This window comes from Treponema sp. JC4 (assembly GCF_000260795.1).
In the GTDB taxonomy this organism is placed as follows: domain Bacteria; phylum Spirochaetota; class Spirochaetia; order Treponematales; family Treponemataceae; genus Treponema_D.
Map to the genome: position 1 here is coordinate 1 of NZ_AJGU01000044.1, position 12,864 is coordinate 12,864.

Annotated in this window: 11 protein-coding genes and 1 tRNA gene; 7 read left to right on the top strand and 5 right to left on the bottom strand. The window is 40.0% G+C overall.

Annotated features, from left to right (window positions below):
- Positions 1-114: 114 nt before the first annotated feature.
- Positions 115-1,362 (top strand): SPOR domain-containing protein, encoded by a 1,248-nt coding sequence (locus tag MSI_RS11670; protein ID WP_009107257.1) that lies wholly within the window; start codon positions 115-117, stop codon positions 1,360-1,362.
- 73 nt (positions 1,363-1,435) lie between these two features.
- Here the strand turns inward: MSI_RS11670 and MSI_RS11675 are convergent, their stop codons facing one another.
- The 4 genes from MSI_RS11675 to MSI_RS11690 all read right to left on the bottom strand — a co-directional run bounded on the left by MSI_RS11675 (position 1,436) and on the right by MSI_RS11690 (position 6,012).
- Complete coding sequence (locus MSI_RS11675; RefSeq protein ID WP_255324545.1) at positions 1,436-2,470, bottom strand: branched-chain amino acid aminotransferase; 1,035 nt, start codon at positions 2,468-2,470, stop codon at positions 1,436-1,438.
- Between the two features lie 74 nt (positions 2,471-2,544).
- Complete coding sequence (locus MSI_RS11680; protein ID WP_009107261.1) at positions 2,545-3,309, bottom strand: 1-acyl-sn-glycerol-3-phosphate acyltransferase; 765 nt, start codon at positions 3,307-3,309, stop codon at positions 2,545-2,547.
- A gap of 48 nt (positions 3,310-3,357) precedes the next feature.
- Positions 3,358-5,820: a helicase C-terminal domain-containing protein gene (locus MSI_RS11685; RefSeq protein WP_009107263.1), complete on the bottom strand. Its 2,463-nt coding sequence runs from the start codon at positions 5,818-5,820 to the stop codon at positions 3,358-3,360.
- Between the two features lie 120 nt (positions 5,821-5,940).
- Positions 5,941-6,012 (bottom strand) — tRNA-Glu (locus MSI_RS11690).
- A 182-nt stretch (positions 6,013-6,194) separates the two neighbouring features.
- Between MSI_RS11690 and rpsT the strand changes: the two genes are divergently transcribed.
- The 5 genes from rpsT (at position 6,195) to rpmE (ending at position 9,861) form a co-directional block, all read left to right on the top strand.
- Entirely contained in the window at positions 6,195-6,473 is a 279-nt protein-coding gene (gene rpsT / locus MSI_RS11695) for a 30S ribosomal protein S20 (RefSeq protein ID WP_009107265.1), read from the top strand.
- An 87-nt stretch (positions 6,474-6,560) separates the two neighbouring features.
- The gene (locus MSI_RS11700; RefSeq protein ID WP_009107268.1) at positions 6,561-6,884 is read left to right on the top strand and encodes an HU family DNA-binding protein; all 324 of its coding nucleotides are present in this window, start codon (positions 6,561-6,563) and stop codon (positions 6,882-6,884) included.
- A gap of 20 nt (positions 6,885-6,904) precedes the next feature.
- Positions 6,905-7,327: a polymer-forming cytoskeletal protein gene (locus MSI_RS11705; protein ID WP_009107270.1), complete on the top strand. Its 423-nt coding sequence runs from the start codon at positions 6,905-6,907 to the stop codon at positions 7,325-7,327.
- Between the two features lie 161 nt (positions 7,328-7,488).
- Entirely contained in the window at positions 7,489-9,273 is a 1,785-nt protein-coding gene (rho, locus tag MSI_RS11710) for a transcription termination factor Rho (protein ID WP_009107272.1), read from the top strand.
- Positions 9,274-9,651: 378 nt separating this feature from the next.
- Entirely contained in the window at positions 9,652-9,861 is a 210-nt protein-coding gene (gene rpmE / locus MSI_RS11715; protein WP_009107274.1) for a 50S ribosomal protein L31, read from the top strand.
- A 148-nt stretch (positions 9,862-10,009) separates the two neighbouring features.
- On the opposite strand, the gene MSI_RS11720 is transcribed toward rpmE, so the two are convergent.
- Positions 10,010-11,122: a class I SAM-dependent methyltransferase gene (locus MSI_RS11720; protein ID WP_009107277.1), complete on the bottom strand. Its 1,113-nt coding sequence runs from the start codon at positions 11,120-11,122 to the stop codon at positions 10,010-10,012.
- Positions 11,123-11,490: 368 nt separating this feature from the next.
- Here MSI_RS11720 and MSI_RS11725 point away from each other — a divergent pair, with 368 nt between their 5' ends.
- Positions 11,491-12,816: an ABC transporter substrate-binding protein gene (locus MSI_RS11725; RefSeq protein WP_009107279.1), complete on the top strand. Its 1,326-nt coding sequence runs from the start codon at positions 11,491-11,493 to the stop codon at positions 12,814-12,816.
- Positions 12,817-12,864: the final 48 nt, after the last annotated feature.

The following is a 12,864-nucleotide window of genomic DNA, read 5'->3' on the forward strand; positions in this document are numbered from 1 at the left end:
ATTGGTTCTTTGAATATGGATGAATATGCTGTAGTTCTTGAACGCTTTAAGTCATACGGATATAAGGACGCTTTCTTAAGAAAAATTAAATAAGTGATTAGCTGGAGACTTTTGATGAAAAAAACGATTTTTACAGGTTTGATTTTTTTTGCTGCCCTTACTTTGCTTTCTGCTCAGGAAACCAGTATAGACGAAGTTTCAGACAGCTCCAGCATAAATATTGATGAAATTGCCGAGGAACTGGTTTCTGAGGATGCAGCTGACACTTCTGAACTTTCAGATGTAATTGAAGAAGAAGTTGTATTTGATGAAGAAAATTCTGAAGGCTTTTTACCTGAAAACACAGCCCCTGCCATTCCTGACAATTACTGGCGTGGTAAGGTTGCTGTTGCCGCTTCTAATGAATATCCAAAAGGTCTTTTTGCAATGGCAAAAGGCTATTTCCCAGGTGATACTCTTACTGTAATTAATGGAAAAACTCAGGCTTCTGTAAATGTTCTGATTATCGGTTCTATTGAACAGACTGAGGATATTGGAATTAAGTTCTCTCAGGAAGCTGCTTCTGCCCTTAAGATTTCTGAGCAGACTGATGCAAGTGTTCTTCTTGATGAAAGAATTAATCCTCCTGAAATCCGGGAAACTGCAACTGCCAAACTTACTGTTTTTGGTCTTGATGAAAATGATTTTTCAGGCCTTGAACAGCCTCTTTCTATAAATGATGATCAGATAATTTTAAGTAAACCTGTAGTTGTAGAAGAAGCTGCTGATGAAGTTACAGAAGAGGGAAGTGAGACAAAAAATGCTGCTTCTGAGCTTCCTGATTATATTGCTCTTCCTCTTGATGAAATTGTTTCTGAGAATCCAGTTAATATTGAAGCAAATACTGCAAATACTTCAGACCAGGCTTATGCTCCGATTATTCTTGACCTTCCGGCCTCTGTGGAAGAGACTGCAAAAGTTGAAGAAGAAATAATCGAAGAAGATAAAAGCCAGACTGCCGAAGAAACTCAAAATCTGCTGATAAAAGAAGAAGTTATACAGGAGAAGCCGACTGTAGGGCCTGAGCCTGAAAAAATGGAAACAAAAGTTTCTAAAGAGCCTATTTCTTTCAAAAAACTTATAGCCAATGAAAAAATGATTCGTTCAGGCTATTATATTCAGCTTTCCTTTTTGACAAACGAAGATAATCTTGAAAAGTTTGCCAGAAAATATTCTCCGGAACTAAAGCTTTTCTTTATTCCACATAAAAATGGATATAAGATTTTTGCCGGAGTTTATAATGAAGATGATTATGAGGCAGCCCTTAAGTATATACAGAAACTTGGCTTTAAGGATGCCTTTGTTCGTAAACTTGGTAAATAGAATATATTTAAAAACAAAAAAGCAGCGGTATCTTAAATGAAACCGCTGCTTTTTTTTATCTAAAGATTATTGTCTAGATAGTATAAATCCATCCTTCTGGAGCAGGGAGTCTGCCCATCTGGATTCCTGTCAATGTGTCGTAGATTTTCTGGAGAACTGGTCCCATCTCATCTTTTCCATCATTGAACTTAATTTCTGTTCCGTGGTCGTTGATTGTTCCAACAGGGCTGATTACGGCAGCTGTGCCACAAAGACCGCATTCTGCAAAATCCTTGAGTTCTGCCTTGTTAATCTGGCGCTCTTCAACTTCCATCTTAAGAACGTCTTTTGCAACTGTAAGAATAGAGCGGCGTGTAATAGAAGGAAGAATTGAACCTGATTTTGGAGTTACAAGTTTTCCGTCTTTTGTTACCAGAAGAATGTTTGCTCCACCGGTTTCTTCAAGATAGGTGTGAGTTGCAGGGTCTGTGTAGATGTTTTCTGCAAAACCGTTGTTGTGAGCGTCTACGATGTTGTAAAGGCTCATTGCATAGTTCAAACCAGCCTTAATATCACCAGTTCCGTGAGGAGCGGCGCGGTCAAGGTCAGAAATACGAACTGTGATAGGTTTTGCACCGCCCTTGAAGTAAGGTCCAACTGGAGTTACAAGAATGCGGAACTGATATTCATCAGCTGGTTTTACACCGATTACATTGTTTGAACCGAACATAAATGGACGGATGTAAAGGGTAGCGCCGCTTCCGTAAGGTGGAACCCAGTCTTTATTTGCTTCAATTGTCTTCAAAACTGCTTCAATGAATTTTTCTTTTGGATAAACAGGCATCTGAAGGCGTTTGCATGAATTTTCCATACGTTCTGCGTTCAAGTCAGGACGGAAAGTTACGATGTCGCCGTGTTCTGTTGTATATGCCTTAAGTCCTTCAAAACAAGTCTGTGCATACTGCAAAACGCACGCACATTCGTCAATTTTAAATGAATGCTTTGAAGTGAGTTTTCCTTCATCCCATTCGCCGTTCTTCCATGTTGCTACAAAGCTTTTAGAAGTTTTGATGTAGCCAAAAGGTAAGTTCGACCAGTCAAGATTTTTCTTTCCCATAGAGTCCTCCAGAGCGTGTCGCGAAAGGCGCGCTATTTTTAATTATACTTAAGTAATTTTAGTGATATTGTAATTTTTTTACAAGATTAATATTTTTCGAGCGGCTTTAATTTGCGCCATTCTTCAACCTGTGCCTGAATTACTGCTCTTGCATCATCAAGGACGGCTGTACATTCATCTTTTGTTTTAGGCGCGTCATAGACCTTGAGAATCTTTACACGGTAGGAACCGCGTTTAAGTTTTGTAAGAATGTTTCGTAAATCGCGCAGCTGGTAGCCGCCTTCAAGGGCACAGGCAACAACCGGAAGTCCTGTAACTTCTGAAAGCTTTCTGAAGCCTGCTGAATAGAATTTTCCAACGTTCCCGTCTTTTGTACGGGTTCCTTCCGGGAATAAAACCGGAATCTGATTTCGTTTTAATACACGTTTTCCAAACTTATCAAGAACATCCATTGCTTCCATTGGTTTTGCCCGGCGTGGAATCATACAGTGTTCATGGGCACGCAGCATTTCTGAAACAAGGGGTACGTGGCGGGCAAGGGCATCTTTTGCTACAAAGCGTACGTTTTTATTGCGGAAAAATACCATATAAAGAGGAATGTCCAGAAGGCTCTGATGATTTGAAATTACCAGAAACTGTTCAGGAAGATTTTCGCGGTTTTCATCATATTTCCAGAGGTGGAAATGCTTGTAAGTTCTGACAATGGCAAAAAGACGAGGAGCAAGGACTTCTACAATGTAATCTGAAATTTTAATGCTGAGTTTTCTTGCAAAGGGATAACAGATGATGTTTGCAATTGTAGCAGGAATTATCATTCCTACAAGGCAGATTACAGATATAAAACTTGACATAGAAGCTCCGTAAATTAACTTTTTTATCTGTAATATTATAAATTATATTCAATCAAAAATAAAGTCATTGATTTTATTTGTAAGCTCAGAAAGAGGCTCGTAAAGGCGTTTGCAGTCTGGCATTGAGCTTGTAAAAATGCTTCCGTAGCGCTTTTCGTAAATGCGGCGGTCTAAAACTACAACGACTCCCTTGTCGTCGCTGCGGCGGATTAAGCGGCCAATTCCCTGGCGGAATTTGATTACGGCTTCAGGAACGCTTAATTCCATGAAGGAGTTGCCGCCGCGTTTTTTGATGGCATCGCTTCGGGCTGTGAAAACTGGATCATTTGGAACGGTGAAGGGGAGTTTTACAATAATAACCTGCATCAAAGAATTGCCTGGTACATCAACTCCCTGCCAGAAAGAATCTGTGGCAAATAAAACGCTTTCGGCTTCTTCCTTAAATGCCTCTAAAAGGCGGCCCGGATCATCTTCTCCCTGCCGCATAATTCTGCCTTTAAAACCTTTTAGATAAGTCTGGCAGGCTCTGTGGGCGCTGTAAAGCGATTCCCGGGAGGTAAATAAAACAAGAGTTCTTCCTTCTGCGGCCTGAATCAGGCGGGGAATTGCCATTTCTATATACTGCTGATATTCCATGCTGTCTGCCATTGGCGCGTCGTTTGGCACTGTAAAAAGCATGTTTTTTTCGTAAGGAAAAGGAGATGGAAAATCAAGACAGCGGATACGCTCTTTTTCTGCAAAGGTAACGCCTGTTCTGTTCATCCAGTAGTAAAAATCCCGGCCGGTGCGCAGGGTTGCCGAGGTGAAAATTACGCTGGACATAGGTTCAAAAACGCCGGAGTTCATCATACCTGAAATTTCAAGCGGAGTAGAAGTAAGTGTGATGTAGTCCGGGCTTGTGTTTTCCATTGCCATTGCAGGTGGAAGACGCTTTTTCTGAATCCAGTAAACGTTTTCGCGTTTTTCATCCCAGATACCAAAGGATTTTAATAACAGAACATAACCTTCAAGGCGGCGGACTACGGTTTTTGATTCCCACCAGGCAGGCGTATCTTTGTCATCATCATCAATTCCTTCCATAATAAGATGAATCAGGTCTGTAAATTTTCCAAGGCTCTGGGCAAGTTCTCCGATTGCAACTAAAGCTGGTCCAAAATCACGGGCAGTAAGCTCGTAAAGGCGTTTTGTACTTTCGTTTCCCAGTAAGTCCAGACAGGCAATTTCAAAATTAAGGATATCATTTTTGATTTTTGAAACTATTTCTCCGGCAAGACCAGCTTTTTCTTCATTAGAAGAAAGAAGTGCCAGAGTAAAAAGATGACCGGATTCGGCATTCTTTCGTCTGCGGTACATCTGATTTATCAGCTTGTTGATTTTAAATCGGGTAAAAGATTCGCTGAAAAATGAAGTTGCGGCGCTTTCAATTCCGTGGGCTTCGTCAAAAACAATGCGGCGGAAGGGTGGAAGAACTGCTGTATCATCGTAGCCGGCACCTTCTATGCGCGATTCAATGTCTGCAAACAAAAGATGATGATTTACTACTATAATATTTGCGTCTGCGGCTTCTTTTCGAATCTTCATAACGTAGCATTCAGCGTGATAAGGACAGCGCATTCCCATGCAGGCGTCGCTTTCAGAATTTACCCGGCTCCATACGCTTTCTGAAGGCATAAAAGATAAATCACTCCGGCTTCCGGTAGAAGTTTCCTTTTCCCAGGCGGTGATTTTATCCATTTCTTCTATATCATTATCAAAAAGATCACGGCTAAGACCTGCGTCATAAAGGCGGCGCTTACAGATGTAGTTCTGACGGCCCTTCATCAGAATATATTTAAAATGAAGTCCTGTAATTTTTTCTACTGCAGGAAGGTCTTTTTCGCAAAGCTGCTGCTGCAGGTTGATTGTTCCTGTGCTTACAATAATACGTTCTTTATTTTTAAGTGCCCACAAAACTGAAGGAATAAGATAGGCGTAAGATTTTCCAACGCCGGTTCCCGCTTCAAAAACGCCAAGGCAGTTATTATTAAAAGCTGTCGCAATGTTTTTTAAAAGTTCAATCTGAACAGGACGCTCTTCAAAGTTTTTAGAGATTTTAGAAAGAGCTCCGCCCTGGCTGATGTAGGCTCCAGCTTCTTCAATATCAAGCTTCTGGATTTTGCGGGCTTTTACGGGTTCTACAACAACATAGATTTCTGTAACGGAATTATTGATGATGTAAAAGCCCTGGGCATTTTCGCTTGCGTTTGCGGCAACTCCCAGATCTGCGTTAGAAGGGGTAAGGTTTCCGCCCGGATGGTTATGAATTAAAACTGAAGCTTTTGAAAGGTTCTGGGCATCAGAAAAATTTACGGTAACTGTGTGCTCGTTCCCGCGGGAGCCGACTTTAATTTCTGTAACAAGTCCTGTGTCGTCGATGCTGCCGGTAAAAAAGACTTCGTTGCCGTCTGCCTTTTTTATTTCGCTTCTGAGCTGCTCGCGTACACTGTCTGAAATGTATTTAGAAATTTCCACCCTTTTTTAATTTCCCGAAAAGACTTATTTAATAGCATATTACACGAGGATTTTTTGCGAAGCAAAAAGACCTCTCCGAAAATGAAAAAAGGGTATCCTAAACGGATACCCTTTTTCTTACATCTCCTAGCAGAATTGAACTGCTGTTGTCGGGATGAAAACCCGATGTCCTAACCACTAGACGAAGGAGACATGCACTCTTGGTGAGTGATGTTTAGTATATTATCAGCACTTTCAAAAATGGTCAATAGCAAAATGCGAAAATTTTTAAAATTTTTTAATTTTTTTTGAATTACAGATATTCACACTTGAACAGAAACTGGTAATTTGTTAATATCTTAAAAGTTAACTAATTATTTTTTGGGGGTCTCCAATTGGCAAGAAAACAGTCATCTGCAGAGAAAAGACACGCTCAGAGCGAAGTTCGTAGACTTCATAATAAAGCTATCAAAAGCACTTGCAAAACTTATGCAAAACAGTTTGTAGAAGCTGTACATGCAAAAGATGAAAAGCTCGCTGAAGAAAAATTCAAGAAACTTCAGAAAGAACTTGATAGCGCTCGCTCAAAGGGTGTTCTCAAGAGAAATGCAGTTTCACGCAAGAAGTCAAGAATGATGAATCTTTTCAACGCTACTTTCAAAGCAGCAAAATAGTTTTTTAAGTCATTCAGAAACCCAGTTGGATAATCTCCAGCTGGTTTTTTTTTATCAGTTTAATAATCAATAAATTAAAAAGGTATTATGGAAGCAAATAAAATAAGAAAAATCGATCTGATTAATTCCATTTATGAAAAAACAGGATTCGATAAGCAGGATATTCAGTCTGTAGCTGATAAACTTTTTGATGAAATCAGTCTTGCCCTGCAGAAAGGCTCTACAATAGAACTCCGCGGATTTGGAACCTTTGAACCTCGTCTCAGAAAGGGACGTGAAGTTGCCCGTAATCCAAAAACAGGTGAGATTTGTAAAGGTCTTCCTCATTATGTTGCTATTTTCCGCCCGGGAAGGGAATTAAGACAAAATATGCTTAAAATTGATTCAAATCTCGACACAAAGACTAAATAAAGGGTATAATATTTTTACTTATGGATAAAGAATCAGAAAATCAGAATGTTACAATAATTGGTGCAGATACAGAAATGGATGGTGTTCTGGAATTCAGAGATCATCTTATTATTACAGGAAAGTTTTCCGGCACCATTAATGCTCCGACAGGTGATCTTGAAATTACAAAAACATCTGAATGTAATGTTACTGATATTTCTGTAAAATCCCTTGAAATTTCCGGCAAGGTAAAAGGAAAACTTACTGCAACAGAGCGTATTGAAATTTTTAACGGAAGTTCGGTTGCAAGTGATATTACGACAGCCCGTCTTAGAATTGCAAATAATGTTGATTACAGCGGAAAAGTTTCTATGCTTGAAAAAGAGCCTGATATTGATTTGTTCTCTGTTGTTTCTTCAGAGTTTAAACAGGCGCTTGTTGTTCATGCTGATGTTGTAAAATAATTTTGTTGACTTGATAGCGAATTTGAATGTAAAATAAAAATACAAAGTTTTAGTAATTATTCTATTTTTTTATTATTTTTTAGTTTTGAAAATCCCTGAAATTATTATTTATTAGATATAGATAGATAAAATCTTTTTATTAAACACATGGAGTATTTTTAATGGCACCATTAAGAAGAAAAACTTCGGAAGAAAAGACCGCTCAGGAAACAGAACAGCAGGCTTTTGATTTTGATAATCCTTCCGAGAACGCTGTATCAGAGCAGGCTGGCGCTTCAGATTTTTCAGGAGAGTCTGTTTCTGATGAGTCTCAGGCTTCACAGGAGTCACAGGAAACAGAAAGTCCTGAGCAGGCACAGTCAGAAGAAACTGCAGGTGAGGCAGGAGACGCTGCAAAAGTTATTATTAAACGAAAACGTATTGTAAAGAAAGCAGAAAGCAGCGAAAATTCAGAACGTTCAGAAGAACACGGTTTCAATTCTTATAAAAACAATCAGAACAGAAAACAGGGTGGTTTTAATAAAGGTGGAATGCCTCGCCGTCCTTATCAGCCGCGTCAGTCATACGGTACAACAAGTTATCCGACTCCAAGCGGAGAAGTTGCACCGGAAATTATGGCAGCTGCAGCATCTGCCGCAGAAGCGGGTGAGGATAATACAGGCCGTCCAAGTCTTTTGATTAATGATTTGACTTTGAAATCTATGCCTGAGCTTCGTGAGCTTGCAACTCAGTACGGTTTTACAGCTGATGACCTTGCTCCTATGAAAAAGCAGGATTTGATTTTTGTAATCCTTAAGGCCCATACAGAGCATGGCGGAATTATTTTTGCTTCCGGTGCTTTGGAAATCCTTCCTGACGGTTATGGCTTCCTTCGTTCGCCTCAGAACTCTTACCTTCCTGGTCCTGATGATATTTACATCAGTCCAAGCCAGATCAGACTTTTCAATCTTAAAACAGGTGATACAGTTTACGGTCAGACCCGTTCTCCAAAAGAGGGGGAACGCTTCTTTGCTTTGCTCAGAATTGAAAGCGTAAACTTTGACGAGCCTCGTATTGCACAGACCCGCGTTCCTTTTGAAAACCTTACACCGCTTTATCCACAGGAAAAACTTCGTCTGGAAACTGTTTCTACAGAAGTTTCTACCCGTATCGTAGATTTGTTTGCTCCTATTGGTAAAGGTCAGCGTCTTTTGATTGTTGCCCCTCCAAAAGCCGGTAAAACAATCCTTATGCAGAAAATTGCAAACGCAATTACCACTAATAACCCGGAAGTTTACCTTATCGTTCTTTTGATCGATGAACGTCCTGAGGAAGTTACCGAAATGGAACGCGCTATCAAGGGTGAAGTTATTTCTTCTACTTTTGATGAGCAGGCTACCCGCCACGTTCAGGTTGCAGAAATGGTACTTGAAAAGGCAAAACGTCTTGTAGAGCACAAGCGTGACGTTGTAATTCTTCTTGACTCTATCACTCGTCTTGCCCGCGCTTATAACCAGACTGTTCAGACTTCCGGAAAGGTTCTTTCTGGTGGTGTTGATTCTAACGCTCTCTTTAAGCCAAAACGCTTCTTTGGTGCTGCCCGCAATGTTGAAGAGGGGGGGTCTTTGACAATTATCTCAACAGCCCTGATTGAAACAGGTTCCCGTATGGATGAGGTTATCTTTGAAGAGTTCAAGGGAACCGGTAACTCGGAAATTGACCTTGACCGCAAGCTTGCTGAGCGCCGTCTCTTCCCAGCAATCAACATTAAGAAATCCGGAACCCGTAAGGAAGAGCTTTTGCTTACAGAAAATGAACTTCAGAAAATCTGGATTCTCCGCAAAGTTCTCAACCCAATGGAAGATGTTGACGTTACCGAGCTCATCCTTGACCGCATGAAGAAGAGCAAGACTAACGAAGCCTTCCTTAACAGCATGAACGCCGGTACAGCGGGGATAGATGGATAAATAAGAAAAAGGTGTGTATAGAGGCAAGCTGCATTAAAAAATGCGGAGCGTGGGTTCGTTATTTGTGTAGCTTTTTGCGCGATGCTGGGCATACAACGTGTAAATTGCCTGCAGAGCAAGCGTAGCTTGCGTCGAGCGCAAAGCTGCGGAACAAATGACGGTTCCACGCGGAAGCCGTTCGGACAGAATCTTTACGGCGGAAGTACCTTTTTGCTTATATTGACTAAAATAACTATTATTTTATATAATCTTTGTATTATTTTATCTTGTGATATTATTTTTGAAATTTTTAGTTGACGGTAGCGAAATGATGGATGTACCTTGCGTGCAAGCCAGAGGCGGCCGGGCGTAATATCGGGCAAGAATCAGGAGTTTTTTATGAAAAAGGGAATCCACCCAGACTACAAAATGACAAAAATTACTTGCGTTTGCGGTAATGTTATCGAAACACGTTCAACTGTAGAGAATATCCACGTTGAAATTTGTTCAGCTTGCCACCCATTCTATACTGGTAAGCAGAAGCTTGTTGATACTGCAGGTCGTATCGATCGCTTCAACAAACGCTACGGTATTAAGAGCGACAAATAATTGTAAGTTGTGTAACTTGCAGATAGCAAAAAGGCTTCCAGAATAGGAAGTCTTTTTTTTTTGATTTGCCACACGGATTCGGAATTGCTAACGCAATTCCTTTAAAAAAAGAGATTCCGTTAGGAATCTCCAATCCGTGTGGCAATAATTATTTTAAAGTAATCTGCCAGCATCTATGAGGTTTCTTGCCTGCAAAATCTTGTGGAATTGACTGCTCTGTAATGTCTGTAACGGTGACCTTATCCTTCTGAGGAATTTTTTCTGCATCAAAAATAAGTTTTGTGCTGTTTGTTGAAAAATAAAGGACTCCATTTGGATTCAAAAGCTTTATGCACTGTTCAACCATCTTAGGCCAGTCGCGGTTTGTATCCAGGACATTTGCAGTTGATTTTGAATTACTGAAGGTTGGCGGATCAAGAATTATAATGTCAAATTTTTCATCTGATTTTTCTTCGTCTTGGGCCGGCAGTTTTTTTACCTTTTCGTAAAGCCAGGCGATAACATCTGTTTTTGTAAAAATATAGCTGCGTCCCTTAAAGCCGTTGAGTTCAAGGTTTTCTTTGGCCCAGGTCAGATAGGTGTTTGATAAATCAAGGGATTCTATATATTTTGCTCCGCCGCTTGCTGCGTAAACAGAAAAACTTCCTGTGTAGCAGAAAAGATTGAGAACTTTCTTTCCGCCTGAAATTTCACGGACTTTGGCACGAAGAGGACGGTGGTCAAAGAAAAGGCCTGTATCCAGGTAAGACTGCAAATCAAGCGTAAAAAGCTGTCCCTGTTCCTGAACAAGTCCTGTTAAATAATTCTGGTCATTTTCTGACTTTTCATACTGATTAGTTCCCTTCTGCTGCTTTCGCTCTTTTTTGACAATGTGAGAAAGATGAATGTTTAGAACTTTTGCAGCTTCTTCTGCCATAAGGGAAAACCAGATTTCTTCTTCTTCGGCTGGCTTTTCATAAGGGCGTTCATATAAGTAAAGAACGGCAAAGCGGCGTTCTTCAATTTCTTTTTCGATAGCCGGGTCGTTTTCTGAAATGCGTCTGTTCTGTTCGCTTAGGAATTTTGCACATTCGAGTGGGGTAGTTACATCTGAAGGAAGGAATTCATATACATCAAGAGAAAGGGGAACTTCTGGGATGTCGCGGTCGTAAAGGCGGTAGCAGGAAATGCGGTTTTTGCGGGCCCATTTGCGAAGTTCTTTGTAGCGTTTGGTAATTCTGTTTTTAAAGAGTTGAGCCTGGTAGGCGTTTTTGTTTTCCATATGGGAAGAGTAGCACGAAATGATGAAAATAGCCACAGGCTCAAGGGTGGAGGGTGGCGAAGCCAGTCTTGCAAAGCAAGACCAACCGTAGGGGCGCCCGGAAGCCGCCTGGGAAGGTGAATTTTGCCCTAAAATTAGTTTATCGTTAAATTTTTTTTATAAATTTGCAAGAATTTGTTTGACAAGTGAAAAAAGTCGTGGTAATGTTGAAATATAGATTGGAAACGTTTCCAGTAACGTTTCCAAAATTATTAGATAAAATTGGAAACGTTTCCAATGTCTGAAGGATAGTGGAAACTAATTTTTGACGAAAGTCAAAAATGTCTTTCCAATTTGAATAAAAAAGTATTTTTTTCTAGGAGGATAAAATGAAAAAAATTGTAATTAGCACTTGTGCTATGCTGGCTGCTGCAATGACTTTGTCTGCTGCTGCAAAAAAAGGAACTGTACGTTACTTGAACTTTAAACCAGAAGTAACAGCTGTTTATGAAGAATTGGCTGCTGCTTATGAAAAAGAAACTGGTGTAAAAGTTATCGTTGAAACAGCTGCTAACAACACTTATGAGTCTACTTTGACTGCTAAAATGGCAACAAAACAGGCTCCTACATTGTTCCAGATTAATGGACCTGTAGGATACTCAAACTGGAAAGATTACTGCGCTGATTTGACAGGAACAGAAATTTACAAACACCTTTCTGACAAATCTCTTGCTATCAAAGATAAAGGTAAGGCTTATGGTATTCCTTATGTAGTAGAAGGCTATGGTATCATTTACAACAAGGCTATTACAGATAAATACTTTGCTCTTTCTTCAAAAGCTACTTCATTTAAGAGCATGGATGAAATCAACAACTTTGCAAAGCTCAAAGAACTTTGTGATGATATGCAGGCTCATGCTTCAGACCTTGGAATTAAAGGTGTATTCGCTTCAACTTCTTTGAAAGCAGGTGAAGACTGGAGATGGCAGACACACCTTGCAAACCTTCCTATTTATTATGAATTCAAGAACAACAAGATTGACTTGACTTCAAGTGCTACACACGAAATTAAATTCCAGTATGGTAATAACTTCAAAAACATTTTCGATCTTTACACAACTGATTCTGTTGTAGATAAGAAAAATGTTGGTGTAAAAACTGTAGATCAGTCTATGGCTGAATTTGCTTTGGAAGAAGCTGCTATGGTTCAGAACGGAAACTGGGCTTGGGGACAGATCAACGGTGTAAGTGGAAACAAAGTTAAGGCTGACAACGTAAAATATCTTCCAATCTATACAGGTGTAGCAGGTGAAGAAGGACAGGGTCTTTGTGTTGGAACAGAAAACTTCTACTGTATCAACAAAAAAGCTTCTAAAGAAGATCAGAAAGCAACTGCTGACTTCATCTACTGGCTCTATTCTTCAAAAACAGGAAAGAACTATGTAACAAACAAACTTGGTTTCATTGCTCCTTTCGATACATTCGCAGAGAACGAAAAGCCAACAGATCCATTGGCTAAAGAAATCTTGAAATTCATGTCTAAGAAAGGAATTACTTCTGTATCTTGGAACTTCACATTGTTCCCTTCTCAGACATTCAAGGATAACTTCGGTGCTGACCTTCTTCAGTACTGCCAGGGCTCAAAAGACTGGAATACAGTTGCTTCTAACGTAGTAAACAACTGGAAGTCTGAATGGGAATTGGTTGAAGAGTAATAAGGCATAAATAATGCTTTAGCCGGCTGCTGTTTTGGTGGCGGCCGG